Source organism: Alishewanella maricola (assembly GCF_016343785.1).
Classification (GTDB): domain Bacteria; phylum Pseudomonadota; class Gammaproteobacteria; order Enterobacterales; family Alteromonadaceae; genus Alishewanella; species Alishewanella maricola.
On the sequence record NZ_JAEINI020000003.1, the window covers coordinates 399,850 to 412,881 of the forward strand.

The following is a 13,032-nucleotide window of genomic DNA, read 5'->3' on the forward strand; positions in this document are numbered from 1 at the left end:
TAGCGTGTTAGATAAAAATCGCACTCACTTGGAACAACTTTTCGACTTCCACAATGTGTTTTTTATCGACCATAAATAAGATAACGTGATCATCAGTATTGATGCGCGTATTATCATGGGCAATCATGACTTCATCGCCTCTGACGATGGCGCCGATAGTGGTGCCTGGCGGCAGCTTAATTTCGCCAATGGTTTTACCGACCACCTTGCTGGTGCTGCTGTCACCATGCGCGATGGCTTCAATGGCTTCAGCCGCGCCACGGCGCAGTGAATACACATTTACAATGTCACCGCGGCGAATATGCGTCAATAATGCTGAGATAGTGGCTTGTTGCGGCGACACTGCAATATCCACTTCACCACCTTGCAATAAATCAACATAGGCACTGCGTTTAATCAGCACCATGGTCTTTTGTGCCCCCATACGCTTTGCCAGCATGGCCGACATAATGTTGGCTTCGTCATCGTTTGTTACTGCAATAAAAACATCGATTTGCTCAATGTTTTCTTCTTCTAACAATTCAGGATCTGAAGCATCGCCGACATAGACAACAGTGTTATCTAAGCCACTAGATAAGAATTCAGCCCGTTCTTTACTACGCTCAATTAATTTTACACTATGAGTTTTTTCTAATGCGCGGGCTAAACCAAATCCGACGTTACCACCACCGGCAATCATGATCCGTCGATAGCTACGTTCTAACTTTTGCAGTTCGCTCATTACTGCGCGGATGTGTTTAGTGGCGGCGACAAAGAACACTTCGTCGTCGGCTTCGATAATGGTTGTGCCCAGCGGTTTTATTGCATTACCACGTCGATAAATGGCGGCCACACGGGTTTCGATATGTGGCATGTGTTCTTTCAGTGCCGATAATGCATGGCCCACTAATAAGCCACCGTAATAGGCTTTCACCGCAACTAAACTGACTTTACCTTCAGCAAATTCAACAACCTGTAGTGCGCCGGGGTAATCAATTAGCCGGCGAATATAATTGGTCACCAACGCTTCCGGTGCAATAAAGTGGTCAACGGGCATATCGTCTTTATGAAAGAGTTCATCGCGGTACTTTAAATACTGATTGGTGCGAATACGGGCAATTTTCAGCGGCGTATTAAACATACTGTAGGCCACCTGACAGGCCACAATGTTAACTTCATCCGAGTTGGTCACGGCAACAACCATGTCGGCATCTTCGGCGCCGGCTTTGCGCAAAATATCAGGATGTGAGCCATGACCAAACACCACCTGCAGGTCAAAACGATCTTGCAATGAGCGCAGTTTATCCAGATTGGTATCAACAATCGTAATATCATTCTGTTCACCGACCAGGTTCTCTGCCAGTGTTGCGCCAACTTGTCCTGCCCCTAGGATGATGATTTTCATAGTCTGTCTCAGTTCGGCGTTGCTTTGTGCAACAAGGCAAAGAAGAAGCCATCCATGTCGGCTGCACCCGGTAAGATTTGCCAACAAGCTTCGGTACCGGCCTGAGTGATAGGCACTAGGCTTGCATCGGCTTGGTGTGCCAAAAATTGCGTGATTTGTAGCTGGTTTTCGGCCGGTAACACGCTACAAGTTGCATAAAGTAAGGTACCGCCTGGTTTTAATAGCTGCCAGGCTTGTTGCAAAATGTCGGTTTGTAAGCTGGCTAAATTAGCGATATCGGCTTTTTTACGTAACCAGCGAATATCAGGATGGCGCCGGATCACACCGGTGGCCGAGCAGGGCACATCTAATAAAATGCGATCAAACAGGTTGCCTTGCCACCAGCGTGCAGTATCCAGCACATCGGCAGCAACGACGCGAGCCTCTAATTGTAGCCGTGCTAAGTTTGCATGCACACGCTCTAATCGCTTTTCATCACGGTCCAGTGCGGTTAAATGCAGGTCAGTGGTCTGTTCCAAAATATGGCACGTTTTGCCACCGGGCGCGCAGCATGCATCCAGTACTTGCTCGCCGGGTTGTGCATTCAGCAATAAAGCGGCATGTTGCGCTGCGGCATCTTGCACAGAGAACCAGCCTTGCTGATAGCCCGGTAAGCTGGTGACATCGCAAGCTTGTTGTAGTTTGATCGCAACCGGTAAATAGCTAAAGGGTTGGCTATAAGCAATATCTTCAGCCGTTAGTGCAGCACAAAATTGCGTTGGGCTGATTTGTTGCTGATTAATGCGCAGCCATAACGGCGCTTTTTGTTGGTTGGCTAACAGGATATCAGTCCAATCTGCAGGGTAGGCTTGTTGCAACGCGCTGATTAGCCAGCCAGGGTGGTTAAATTTCACGGCATCAGGCGCATGACTAAAATCAAATAATGCCGGTTGACGTTGCACACTGCGTAACACCGCGTTAATCAGTTTTGTTAGGCTTTGGCCTTTTAAACTTCGAGCGGCTTCAACCGTTTCGCTGATGGCGGCATGATCAGGAATGCGCATAAACTTTAACTGATAAATGCCCACATACAACAAGAACTGCAACGGCCGCAGTTGTTTCACCAACGGTTTGCTCATCAGTTGTTGGCAAACGGTTTCCAGTTGCGGTAAGTAACGCATGACCCCAAAGCAAATTTCTTGAAGCAAAGCTTTGTCTGCGGGCAAATCTAATTTAAGTTGTGCCCTAGGTAAGGCATCCGATAAAGATTTACCTTGGTCAATCACTTGATAACAGGTATCGGCAGCGAGTGCGCGAAGTTGTGCACTCATAATTGCTGACCCACTGATAACCAGTCACTGCGGCCATTTAAAAAATCAGCCGCTGACATTGGTTTTTTACCGGGAGGCTGCAGTTGCGTAATCACCAAAGTCCCTTGCTGGCAGCTGATATAAATACCGGTTTTATCTGCCCTAATAATGACGCCAACAATTTGTTCGTCACTCGGTACAACATGTGCTTGCCATACTTTGACCGCACCTTGGGGTAGCTCAAGATAGCTGACTGGCCACGGGTTAAAAGCTCGCACTTCACGCTCTAGCGCATCGGCGTTCTTATTAAAATCAAGACAAGCCTCTTCTTTCGATAGTTTTTGTGCATAACTGGCTGCAGCGTCTTGTTGGGCTTCGGCTTGTTGTTGCAACTGAGGTAGTTGAGTCAGTGCAGTGAGCAACGCTTGTGGCCCCAACTCTGCCAATTTGCCATACAAAGTGGCACTGGTGTCGGTTGAAGTGATTGATATCGCGGCTTTACTGAGCATCGCTCCGGTGTCTAACCCTTCGTCCATTTGCATAATGGTGACGCCCGTTTGTTGATCGCCAGCCCAGAGCGCGCGTTGAATAGGTGCTGCGCCACGCCAGCGCGGTAACAACGAACCGTGCACATTGATACAACCCAAGCGCGGGGTGTCTAACACTATCTTGGGTAAAATTAAGCCATAGGCAACGACAATCATCAAATCGGCGTTCAAGGCGGCTAATTCTTGCTGCGCAGCCGCTTTTTTGAGTGATTTAGGTTGATATACCGGGATCTGCTGGCGCTCAGCTAATTGTTTTACTGGGCTTGGTTGCAGTTTTTGACCACGCCCAGCCGGTCGGTCGGGCTGGGTGTAAACCGCTACAATCTGATGTTCGCTTGCTAACAACGCCTGTAAGTGGCAGGCGGCGAAATCCGGTGTACCGGCAAAAATAATTCGAAGAGGTTGGGTCACAGTTTTTCCTGTTTACAGCGCGTGGCGTTCAGCCAGTTTGGCTTCTTTTTCTAGCTTTTTACGGATACGCTCGCGTTTTAAAGGCGACAGATAATCAATAAACAGCTTGCCAATTAAATGGTCTAGTTCATGCTGTAAGCAAATGGCGAGTAGGCCATCGGCGTGCAGTTCAAAACTATTGCCATCAATATCCTGAGCTTTCAAGGTAATATTTTTGGCTCGCTTCACTGACGCGTAGTTTTGCGGCACAGATAAGCAGCCTTCTTCATAGCTGGTTTCGCCATCGTGTGCGATAATCTCAGGGTTAATAAAAACCATGGGTTCACTGCGATCTTCTGAGTGATCTAACACGACGATGCGTAAATGCTGATTAACTTGAGTCGCCGCTAAGCCGATACCATTTTCATCATACATGGTGTCGAGCATATCGGTGACTAACTGCCGAATTTCCGGCGTAATAGTGGTGACCGGTTTGGCAATAGTGCGCAAACGATCGTCTGGGTAATGTAATACTTTTAAAACAGCCATAACACCTACAAAAATATGCTTTAATTAAATCACTGTGGTATGTTTTAATTTTAGCCATTATTGCGCTGCAATAACAGCTTAGTATGTAATAATTACAAAACAGTATAGTTTTAAAGGAAGCTGGCATGCTGAAAAAAATAACATTGATAATAGCGGCCTCAATATGTTGGTTTTCAGCTAGTGTGTTAGCAGATGTATTAAAGTTGCGCGACAATGCACCGATGACCTACGTGGTTAAAGCGGGGGACACATTATGGGATATTTCTGGTTTATATCTGAATGAGCCTTGGTTGTGGCCGCAATTATGGCAAATGAACCCACAAGTTGATAACCCACACTTAATTTATCCTGGTGATATTTTAACGTTAACCTTTGATAGTGAAGGTCGCCCAGTATTGGCCGTGAATAAGCGGGCGGTGCGTTTAACACCACAAACTCGCACTACGCATAAAAATCCGGATGCAATAGCCACCTTACCTTTGGGTATCATACGTCCTTTCTTAACCTATGATCAGGCCTTATCGCAAGTTGAGATCGATGCTTTACCTTACATCTTAGGAAGCAATCGCGCCTCTAAAAGTGCGGCTGAAACACAGACGTTATATGTGAATAATGAACTACTGCAAGGTGCCGCTTATGCAGTATATCGACAAGGCCGTGCTTATGTTGATCCGGATACCGGTGAAACACTGGGTTATGAAACGCGCTTAGTTGCCACCGCCCGAGTTATTCGGGGTGGCAGTGCAGCAACAGAAATTAGTGCTTTTGAGCCCGCCGCCATGCAGGTACTGAATATTACTCGAGAAATTCGCCAAGGCGACAAGGTGATCCAGGCCTACGATTCGCAATCTTTGCCCGTCCATTTTTTAATGACACAGCCAAGTATACCTATCGAAGGGCGCATCATTTCGGCGTCGTCTGATTTACGAGAAGTCGCTAAGATGGATGTGGTTATTCTTAACCGCGGTGAGCAGGAATTAAAAGCTGGTCACATGCTGGGTATTTATCGGCAATCACCAACCGTGGTTGACGGCCGTAATGGTCCTGTGTATTTAGAAGATGCAACCAAGCTGCAAAAACTGATGCGTGATGTTGGTGGTGAAGCCATTGAAATGCCGAAAGAGAAAGTCGGTGAAATGATGGTCTTTAAAACCTCAGAAAAAGTCAGTTTTGCAATTGTCACGCAAACCATTGCTCCGGTTCGCGTTGGAGATAGTATCGGCAACTTATAAGGTAAACTGTCGGGAGCTGTGATGTTATGGAAGCATTACATACATGGCTTGCGTTAGCGAGTGTGCATGGTTTAGACGGCCAGCGCTGTCGCCAGCTAAACGAGCATATTGGTTTGGCAGAGTTATTGGCTTTGCCGGCCAGCACCTTACAACAGCTGGGCCTGACTAAAAAACAGGCCCAACTGCTTTGTTATGAGAGTGCGTCTTGGGTTGAGCAAGCGCTGAATTGGCAGGCCGAAACGCCTGATCAGCATATTATTCCTTTTGACCATCCGTTTTATCCTCCGTTATTAAAAGAAACTCCACATCCACCCGCCGTATTATTTGTTAAAGGCCAAGTAGAGTTATTAGCGTCGGCACAAATTGCCATGGTAGGCAGCCGTGCGCCTACTCCTACCGGCAGAGCGGTTGCTCGACAACTGGCGGCTGAGTTAACTGAACAAGGTATGGTCATTACTTCAGGAATGGCGAAAGGGATTGATAGTGAAAGTCATGTAGGTGCTTTAAACGCTGGTGGGAAAACAGTAGCCGTATTAGGGCACGGGCTGCGACAAGTTTATCCTAGTTGTAATCGTCATTTAGCTACACGTATTGTTCAAGCGGGTGCTCTTATTTCTGAATATTTTCCAGATGTGCGTGCCCGAGCTGAATTTTTCCCGCAACGAAATCGCATTGTTGTTGGTCTAAGTACGGGTACTGTTGTTGTTGAAGCCGCATTAAAGAGTGGTTCGTTAATTAGTGCGAATCTTGCTGCGGATTATAATCGTGAAGTGTTTGCTGTACCGGGCAGTTTTCATAATGCGCAAGCAGCAGGCTGTCATTACCTGATCCAACAAGGCGCTAAACTTGTCAGTTGTGTGGCCGATATACTAGAAGAGCGAACGGTTTTTGCTGATAACGGTTTAGCTGCTGCCCCAGAAATAAATGTCACGCTAGACTTGTGCAGTCAGCAGTTGTTCGATAACGTAGGAGATAGTCCCATACCAGCCGATGTGCTGGCAGAGCGGGCCAACATGTCAGTGGCAGACGTATCCATTACCTTACTTGAGCTTGAATTAGCCGGTAAGGTTGCAGCAGTTCCCGGTGGTTACATTAGATTGAGGAGTACCTGATTATGTTTGATATCCTCGTTTATCTGTTTGAAAATTATATACATAACGAAGCTGATATTTATGTAAATCATGCCGATCTGACCAAAGAGCTCAGTAAAGCCGGTTTTCATGATGATGATATATTTCGTGCCTTAAAATGGTTAGATCGATTATCTGCTTTGCAAGAGAATCAAACTAAACCTTATCTTTCCAAAGTAGCGAGCAACTCGACGCGGATTTTTACTGCAGACGAGTATCGTAAAATTGATATCCCTGGCCAAGGTTTCTTGATGTTTCTTGAGCAAGTTAACGTGCTTGATGCCACAACTCGCGAAATGGTAATTGATCGGGTTATGGATTTAGACAGTGCTAGTATCAGTTTGGATGATCTTAAGTGGGTTGTCTTAATGGTGCTGTTCAATGTACCTGGTCGAGAAAGTGCTTATGCCCAAATGGAAGATTTAATTTTTGACGAAGTTGATGGGCCGCTACACTAGCGCGTAGAATGCACATTAATGCTGGCGAGTGGTTCGTCAGCATTATTCAACTTAGGCTGTTATGACCGATCCTTCACCGTTATTTTCTCTGCCGCAACAAACCGAACACTGCCCGCTGTGCCAACAGCCCTTACAGATCCGCTCAGGTAAAAATGGGGCTTTTTTAGGTTGCACCGGTTACCCAAGCTGCCATTATATTAAAGCACTACATCAGCATGAAACCAGCGTAGTTAAGGTACTAGAGCAAGAGCATTGTCCAGAATGTTCAAGCACTTTGGCGGTGAAAAATGGTCGTTATGGTATGTTTATAGGCTGCACCAATTATCCTGCGTGTCATTTTATTGTCCATGAAGAACCGGTAACTACTGAGCAGCCAAATGTCAGTTGTCCTAAATGCCAGAAGGGGAGTTTATCCGAGCGGTTAAGTAAGTTTGGTAAAACCTTTTGGGGTTGTGATCGATATCCGCAATGCAAATTTATTGTTAATGACCAGCCAGTGGTTGGGATCTGTCAATACTGTGCCTTTCCATTATTGTTGCAGAAGAAATCGGGGCAGGTCTGTGCCAATAAAGCTTGCCAACAGAAACAAACTGCCCCGGATCCTAGCTTGGATTAAAGTTGATGTAACATCTGCTCGAGTTCAGGAAAAGCACTTGCCGGTAATTGATCAATCAATTTAGCAAATTGGGCTTTAAGTTCGGCTGTGCTGTTGGCCGATAAATTGATATGACCCATCTTCCGACCCGCACGTTTAGTTTTGCCATACCAATGCAAACCCAGCGCAGGAATATTCAGAATGGCGTTGGGCACTTCATCTTCACCCAAGATATTGACCATCAGCGTTGGCCGCACCAAGGCGGTACTGCCTAACGGCAAACCACAGACTGCACGTAAATGATTGGCAAACTGACAGCAATCAGCACCTTGCTGTGTCCAGTGCCCCGAGTTGTGCACGCGTGGGGCGATTTCGTTCACCAGCAATTGGCCAGCCACATCAAAGAACTCAATTGCTAATACACCAACGTAATCGAGTTGTTCGGCAACGGCAGCAAACATCTGTTCTGCTTGGTGTTGCAGTGCGTGATCCACTGGACGTGCTAACGACACACTGAGTACACCGTTAACATGATGGTTTTCAGTTAGTGGATAAACTTTCACTTCACCTGTTCTACTGCGAGCACCGACCAGCGATACTTCACGTTGAAAGCCAATGAATTGCTCCGCAACGATAGCTTGGCTGCTATCTGCCGCTAAAAAATCGGCCATTTGCTGCCATACGCTGGCAGTTTGCGCGGCCTCTTTTAAACGCCACTGGCCTTTGCCATCATAGCCCGCCAGGGCGCTTTTAAAGATAAGCGGTAAGCCTAAGCGACTCACCGCCTTTTCAAAATCGGCCTGGTTGTTGATCACCTGATAAGCGGCATTGGCAACACCCGCGCTGGCCAGTAAGGCTTTCTCTACCCGACGATCCCCCCCTGCACGAATAGCGCTGGCGCCCGGTAAAAATTTACCACTAGCTTGGCATTGCTCTAAGATAGCCAAGGGAATATGTTCAAACTCAGCAGTCACCACATCAGCAGCTTCAAGTGCTTGCGCTAAGCCGCTGCCTAATTGTTGCTGGGTTAACGGGTGCACTAGCGTGTCTGTATTGACATCATAAGCACTGATGGTGATGCTTAACGGTGCTCCAGCAAGCGCCATCATCCGTGCCAATTGGCCGGCACCTAACACTAATACTTTCATAGTGCGACCTGTGATGGATCCGGTTGGCTTAATACCGACTCGGTTTGAGCCGCGCGGAAAGTATCAATTTGGGCCAATAAACTTGCATCGCTGGTGGCTAAAATTTGCGCGGCTAACAAGCCTGCATTGGCGGCACCCGCATCACCAATCGCCAGTGTGCCTACAGCAACACCTTTTGGCATTTGTACAATAGATAATAAAGAGTCGATACCCTTTAAAGCTTTTGACTGCACAGGAACACCCAAAACCGGCAAACTCGTAAAAGCGGCGGCCATACCCGGTAAGTGCGCAGCACCACCAGCACCGGCAATGATCACTTTCAAACCCCGTGCAGCCGCGCCAGTGGCATAATCAGCCAGTAATTGTGGGGTGCGATGAGCCGAAACCACCTTGGTCTCATAGGCAATGCCAAAACGGTCAAGCATATCTGCCGCATGTTTCATGGTAGGCCAATCTGACGTTGAACCCATGATAATACCAACCTGCATAGTGGTTTCCTTGTGAACTTGATGAAGTCGAAGTTTGAAACGGTTATTATACCGCCCATCGTGTTACGAATAAAATGTTTAGTGGCTAGGTCGTCTGTCTGCGGCATTAATTAGGTGAAAAATGGCAACAATTGATACTGCAGTAGAACAATTAATGGCAGGCGAGGTGATTGCATATCCTACCGAAGCGGTTTATGGCCTTGGATGTGATCCGGATAATGAAGAGGCGGTGTTAAAACTGCTCGCGATTAAGCAGCGTCCCGTTGCAAAGGGCTTGATCCTGATTGCCGCAAATTACTCCCAGTTACTGCCTTACATCCACGACAACGCTATTCCGATAGAGCGGCGTTTTCAAATATTTTCATCTTGGCCAGGTCATGTGAGCTGGGTTCTTCCCGCCAGTGCTAAGGCGCCGCGTTGGATAACAGGCAATTTTAATAGTATTGCGGTGCGTGTCAGTGCACATCCTATAGTACAACAGTTATGTCAGGCTTATGGTAAACCTATTGTTTCCACCAGCGCTAATCTTGCAGGTGAAGCGGCCATCAATGATTATCAGCAATTATTAGCCAGTATTGGCTTACAAGTAGCGGCGGTGGTTGATGGGCCTTTAGGGGGGGCGACGCAACCTAGCCAAATACGTGATGCCATGACCGGCGAAATCATCAGGAGTTAATATGCCTCATCATTCTGAGCAACTTGCTCAAGTACAAGCCTTTTTAATGGCGTTACAAGATCAACTGTGCCAGCAACTCGCTGATGCCGATGGTGGCGCGCAGTTTGTTGAAGATGCTTGGCAGCGACCAGAAGGCGGTGGTGGTCGCAGTCGGGTATTAACGGGTGGTCAAGTCTTTGAGCAAGCAGGTGTAAATTATTCACATGTGTTTGGTGCACAGATGCCAGCCTCTGCGACTGCGCATCGCCCTGAGTTAGCGGGACGCAACTTTAACGCTTGCGGTGTATCTTTGGTGTTGCATCCTAATAATCCTTATGTGCCAACTACACATGCCAATGTCCGATTTTTTATTGCAGAAAAAGACGGCGAGGAACCGGTATGGTGGTTTGGCGGCGGGTTTGATTTAACGCCTTACTATCCATTTGAAGAAGATGTTGTTCATTGGCATCAAACAGCTAAGGATGCTGTCGATCCTTTTGGTGCAGATTATTACCCTGCTTATAAGAAGTGGTGTGATGATTACTTCTATTTAAAACATCGTGGCGAAACCCGCGGTGTAGGTGGCTTATTTTTTGATGATTTAAATGTTTTAGGTTTTGAGCAAAGCTTTGCGTTAATGCGTGCGGTAGGAGAAGCCTTTATTCCGGCATATCTGCCCATTGTGGCAAAACGTAAAGCCTTGGCATATACCGAGCGTGAGCGCCAATTTCAACTCTATCGGCGTGGCCGCTATGTAGAGTTTAATTTGGTTTATGATCGCGGCACTTTATTTGGTTTGCAAAGTGGCGGGCGTACCGAGTCAATCTTAATGTCGATGCCGCCTTTAGTGCGTTGGCAGTATGCTTATCAACCTGAAGCGGCTAGCCCAGAAGCGTTGTTATATGAGCGTTATTTAAAGCCGCAAGATTGGTTGGGTTTGTTAGCCGCTAACTAACAGTTGATCATATGTGACGCCAGTTGACCAATCGACTGGCGGATCCCTTCGCGTAACACTTTATCGCTGACCACTTCATTTAATGCCTGATTCATACAAAACATCCATTCTTCACGCATTTGCTCATTGACTTCAAAGGGTAAATGCCTAGCACGAAGCCGAGGGTGCCCATATTTTTGTTCGAATAAAGCTGGGCCGCCTAACCAACCAGACAAAAACTCAAAAAACTTCTGCCGAATACCATCTAAAGGTAAAGGATGCATGGCATATAGGGCTTTCGCTTCAGGTGCCGTTTCCATAATGTCGTAAAAACGGTTGGCCAACTGACGCACTGCCGTTTCGCCGCCCATTAATTGATAAGGTGTTTGCGTAGGAGTGGGATGCGTATTGCTATTTGTGTTACTTTTATTAAAAATCATCTGTATTAACTTCTTAAAAGGCATCATTGTGGACCGTTACGCAGTATTTGGTAATCCAATAGGGCACTCTAAATCCCCTTTTATTCACCAGCAATTTGCATTGCAAACGGCTGAACCGATCAGTTATGAGGCTATTCTAGCACCGGTAGAGGGTTTTGCCGACAGCTGGCAGCACTTCATCAATGCCGGTGGCAAGGGCGCAAATGTCACTATGCCGTTTAAAGAGCAAGCGTTTGCCTTAGCGCAAGTGCGTTCAGAGGGGGCATTACAAGCTGGGGCGGTAAACACCTTATATTTTAACGATGCTGGCCAAATTGTTGGGGATAATACGGATGGTGTGGGCCTACTGCACGACTTGCAGCGATTAGGCGTGGTACTAGCTGAAGCTAAAGTGTTGATCATCGGCGCGGGCGGCGCAACTCGCGGTATAGTGGGGCCTTTATTAAAAGCAGGCGTAGGGCAAATTGTTATTGCTAATCGTACCCAAGCCAAAGCTGAAGCAATTGCGGCAAATTTTAATGCCAAGGTAAGTGCAGCAGCGTTAACCGATATACCGATGTTACCTTATCAATTCGTTATTAATGCAACTTCATCAGGTTTAACTGGGCAGCGACCTGAATTTGACAGCGTGCATTTAGCGCATTGTCAATTAGCTTATGACATGTTGTACGGTGCTTCACCCACTGCTTTTCTGATATGGTGCCAGCAACAAGGTGTGCAAAATACTGCAGATGGTTTAGGAATGTTAGTGGGGCAAGCGGCCGCCGCGTTCGCTTTATTCCGTGGCAAGCAACCGGATTTGGCGCCGGTACTGGCGCAGTTAAAGGCACAATTAGCGTTATGAACCAGCAATTAATTTTTAATAACGACTTTCACTATGCAGCGCCCAAACAAGCCATAGCCTTTAGTTGCTTAGTAAGTGGTTTAAAAGTGCAGTGTTATATCGCTATACCGGCAAAGCAAGATGCACAAGACTTCCTCTCCCAAGTAATCGCCGATGCGTTTACTTGGGAAGATCTGACTGAAACCGCTATTGCCGAAGATACCTATACAGAGAGTGGTGAAATTTGGCTTTAACCTTCCGCCAAATACTCATTCTTTAATTGGACATAATTTAAAGCCGACTCAGTTAGAAAGCTTTTCTCATGATCATTTAATGGCCGAGCCGCTTTAGCGGGGCTACCCACATATAAATAGCCGCTTTGTAGTGTTTTACCTGGCGGCACTAAACTTCCCGCCCCGATAATTACATCATCTTCTACCATCACATCATCCATAACAATGGCACCCATGCCAACAAGTATGCGGTTGCCTAGGGTGCAACCATGTAGCATAACTTTATGTCCTACTGTTACATCTTCACCAATAATTAAGGGTGAGCCAGCGGGCTTGCCTTTGCTTGGGCGTGATAAATGTAAAACGGAACCATCTTGAATATTGCTTCTAGCACCAATCTTAATGAAGTTAACATCGCCCCTTGCCGCAACTAATGGCCAAATACTGACATCCTTAGCTAATTCTATATCACCAACTAAAACACTCGATGCGTCTACATAAACACCTTCAGCTAGTTTCGGTGCAATACCTTTATATGTTCTTAAAGTCATAAAACCCTCCTGTGAGGACTTATTATGCAGTAAATGTTGTAAAAATCTGCATTTCGTTGAAATTTTCTGCTAACGATCGAAAATAACAAAGTTTTTTAATTATAACGCTTGCAGGATATTTAAAAGGTCCTATAATGCGCGCCATGCCACGGGGGATGCGGCGAACGAGAGTTCAGCGAAACCTA

General features: G+C 46.6%; 16 protein-coding genes. 8 read left to right on the forward strand and 8 right to left on the reverse strand.

Annotation, left to right across the window (positions count from 1 at the left end):
- Positions 1–7 precede the first annotated feature (7 nt).
- From trkA to def, 4 genes are read right to left on the reverse strand one after another with little or no spacing between them, the layout of a single operon-like run.
- Positions 8–1,384 carry a Trk system potassium transporter TrkA gene (gene trkA, locus JAO78_RS07230; RefSeq protein WP_226750695.1) on the reverse strand — a complete coding sequence of 459 codons (1,377 nt, stop codon included), beginning with the start codon at positions 1,382–1,384 and terminating at the stop codon, positions 8–10.
- 8 nt (positions 1,385–1,392) lie between these two features.
- Positions 1,393–2,694, reverse strand: a complete 1,302-nt coding sequence (gene rsmB / locus JAO78_RS07235) for a 16S rRNA (cytosine(967)-C(5))-methyltransferase RsmB (RefSeq protein ID WP_226750696.1) — start codon at positions 2,692–2,694, stop codon at positions 1,393–1,395.
- Positions 2,691–3,632 (reverse strand): methionyl-tRNA formyltransferase, encoded by a 942-nt coding sequence (fmt, locus tag JAO78_RS07240; RefSeq protein WP_226750697.1) that lies wholly within the window; start codon positions 3,630–3,632, stop codon positions 2,691–2,693. Before fmt ends, rsmB begins: the two co-directional genes overlap by 4 nt.
- A gap of 12 nt (positions 3,633–3,644) precedes the next feature.
- The gene (gene def, locus JAO78_RS07245) at positions 3,645–4,160 is read right to left on the reverse strand and encodes a peptide deformylase (protein WP_226750698.1); all 516 of its coding nucleotides are present in this window, start codon (positions 4,158–4,160) and stop codon (positions 3,645–3,647) included.
- A gap of 125 nt (positions 4,161–4,285) precedes the next feature.
- On the opposite strand from def, the gene JAO78_RS07250 reads away from it, so the two are divergent.
- From JAO78_RS07250 to JAO78_RS07265, 4 genes are all read left to right on the forward strand, one after another.
- Positions 4,286–5,392, forward strand: coding sequence for a LysM peptidoglycan-binding domain-containing protein (locus tag JAO78_RS07250; RefSeq protein WP_226750699.1), 1,107 nt, complete (start codon positions 4,286–4,288; stop codon positions 5,390–5,392).
- A 26-nt stretch (positions 5,393–5,418) separates the two neighbouring features.
- The gene (gene dprA, locus JAO78_RS07255; protein WP_226750700.1) at positions 5,419–6,504 is read left to right on the forward strand and encodes a DNA-processing protein DprA; all 1,086 of its coding nucleotides are present in this window, start codon (positions 5,419–5,421) and stop codon (positions 6,502–6,504) included.
- 2 nt (positions 6,505–6,506) lie between these two features.
- Positions 6,507–6,980, forward strand: a complete 474-nt coding sequence (locus JAO78_RS07260) for a DUF494 family protein (RefSeq protein ID WP_226750701.1) — start codon at positions 6,507–6,509, stop codon at positions 6,978–6,980.
- Positions 6,981–7,041: 61 nt separating this feature from the next.
- Positions 7,042–7,596, forward strand: coding sequence for a DNA topoisomerase family protein (locus JAO78_RS07265; RefSeq protein ID WP_226750702.1), 555 nt, complete (start codon positions 7,042–7,044; stop codon positions 7,594–7,596).
- Here the strand turns inward: JAO78_RS07265 and JAO78_RS07270 are convergent.
- Positions 7,593–8,723, reverse strand: coding sequence for a 5-(carboxyamino)imidazole ribonucleotide synthase (locus JAO78_RS07270; RefSeq protein WP_226750703.1), 1,131 nt, complete (start codon positions 8,721–8,723; stop codon positions 7,593–7,595). The genes JAO78_RS07265 and JAO78_RS07270 overlap by 4 nt on opposite strands.
- Positions 8,720–9,211, reverse strand: coding sequence for a 5-(carboxyamino)imidazole ribonucleotide mutase (gene purE, locus JAO78_RS07275; RefSeq protein ID WP_226750704.1), 492 nt, complete (start codon positions 9,209–9,211; stop codon positions 8,720–8,722). Before purE ends, JAO78_RS07270 begins: the two co-directional genes overlap by 4 nt.
- 121 nt (positions 9,212–9,332) lie before the next feature.
- Between purE and tsaC the strand changes: the two genes are divergently transcribed.
- Together tsaC and hemF are read left to right on the forward strand one after the other, a co-directional pair.
- Positions 9,333–9,887, forward strand: coding sequence for an L-threonylcarbamoyladenylate synthase type 1 TsaC (gene tsaC / locus JAO78_RS07280; protein ID WP_226750705.1), 555 nt, complete (start codon positions 9,333–9,335; stop codon positions 9,885–9,887).
- Position 9,888: 1 nt separating this feature from the next.
- Positions 9,889–10,821 carry an oxygen-dependent coproporphyrinogen oxidase gene (gene hemF / locus JAO78_RS07285; RefSeq protein ID WP_226750706.1) on the forward strand — a complete coding sequence of 311 codons (933 nt, stop codon included), beginning with the start codon at positions 9,889–9,891 and terminating at the stop codon, positions 10,819–10,821.
- On the opposite strand, the gene JAO78_RS07290 is transcribed toward hemF, so the two are convergent.
- Positions 10,818–11,240 (reverse strand): group II truncated hemoglobin, encoded by a 423-nt coding sequence (locus tag JAO78_RS07290; protein ID WP_226750707.1) that lies wholly within the window; start codon positions 11,238–11,240, stop codon positions 10,818–10,820. The two genes, hemF and JAO78_RS07290, sit on opposite strands and share 4 nt — an antisense overlap.
- A 28-nt stretch (positions 11,241–11,268) precedes the next feature.
- On the opposite strand from JAO78_RS07290, the gene aroE reads away from it, so the two are divergent.
- Together aroE and JAO78_RS07300 are read left to right on the forward strand one after the other, a co-directional pair.
- The gene (gene aroE, locus JAO78_RS07295; RefSeq protein ID WP_226750708.1) at positions 11,269–12,084 is read left to right on the forward strand and encodes a shikimate dehydrogenase; all 816 of its coding nucleotides are present in this window, start codon (positions 11,269–11,271) and stop codon (positions 12,082–12,084) included.
- Positions 12,081–12,317, forward strand: a complete 237-nt coding sequence (locus JAO78_RS07300; protein WP_226750709.1) for a DUF1488 family protein — start codon at positions 12,081–12,083, stop codon at positions 12,315–12,317. Before aroE ends, JAO78_RS07300 begins: the two co-directional genes overlap by 4 nt.
- Here the strand turns inward: JAO78_RS07300 and JAO78_RS07305 are convergent.
- A complete protein-coding gene (locus JAO78_RS07305) occupies positions 12,314–12,847 on the reverse strand; it encodes a gamma carbonic anhydrase family protein (RefSeq protein ID WP_226750710.1) in 534 nt (177 codons plus the stop codon). The two genes, JAO78_RS07300 and JAO78_RS07305, sit on opposite strands and share 4 nt — an antisense overlap.
- Positions 12,848–13,032: the final 185 nt, after the last annotated feature.

Bases quoted from the DNA above. Each gene is read 5' to 3' on its own strand.
- trkA (WP_226750695.1), bottom strand. From the start codon at position 1,384: ATGAAAATCATCATCCTAGGGGCAGGACAAGTTGGCGCAACACTGGCA.
- rsmB (WP_226750696.1), bottom strand. From the start codon at position 2,694: ATGAGTGCACAACTTCGCGCACTCGCTGCCGATACCTGTTATCAAGTG.
- def (WP_226750698.1), bottom strand. From the start codon at position 4,160: ATGGCTGTTTTAAAAGTATTACATTACCCAGACGATCGTTTGCGCACT.
- JAO78_RS07250 (WP_226750699.1), top strand. From the start codon at position 4,286: ATGCTGAAAAAAATAACATTGATAATAGCGGCCTCAATATGTTGGTTT.
- dprA (WP_226750700.1), top strand. From the start codon at position 5,419: ATGGAAGCATTACATACATGGCTTGCGTTAGCGAGTGTGCATGGTTTA.
- JAO78_RS07260 (WP_226750701.1), top strand. From the start codon at position 6,507: ATGTTTGATATCCTCGTTTATCTGTTTGAAAATTATATACATAACGAA.
- JAO78_RS07265 (WP_226750702.1), top strand. From the start codon at position 7,042: ATGACCGATCCTTCACCGTTATTTTCTCTGCCGCAACAAACCGAACAC.
- JAO78_RS07270 (WP_226750703.1), bottom strand. From the start codon at position 8,723: ATGAAAGTATTAGTGTTAGGTGCCGGCCAATTGGCACGGATGATGGCG.
- purE (WP_226750704.1), bottom strand. From the start codon at position 9,211: ATGCAGGTTGGTATTATCATGGGTTCAACGTCAGATTGGCCTACCATG.
- tsaC (WP_226750705.1), top strand. From the start codon at position 9,333: ATGGCAACAATTGATACTGCAGTAGAACAATTAATGGCAGGCGAGGTG.
- hemF (WP_226750706.1), top strand. From the start codon at position 9,889: ATGCCTCATCATTCTGAGCAACTTGCTCAAGTACAAGCCTTTTTAATG.
- JAO78_RS07290 (WP_226750707.1), bottom strand. From the start codon at position 11,240: ATGATTTTTAATAAAAGTAACACAAATAGCAATACGCATCCCACTCCT.
- JAO78_RS07300 (WP_226750709.1), top strand. From the start codon at position 12,081: ATGAACCAGCAATTAATTTTTAATAACGACTTTCACTATGCAGCGCCC.
- JAO78_RS07305 (WP_226750710.1), bottom strand. From the start codon at position 12,847: ATGACTTTAAGAACATATAAAGGTATTGCACCGAAACTAGCTGAAGGT.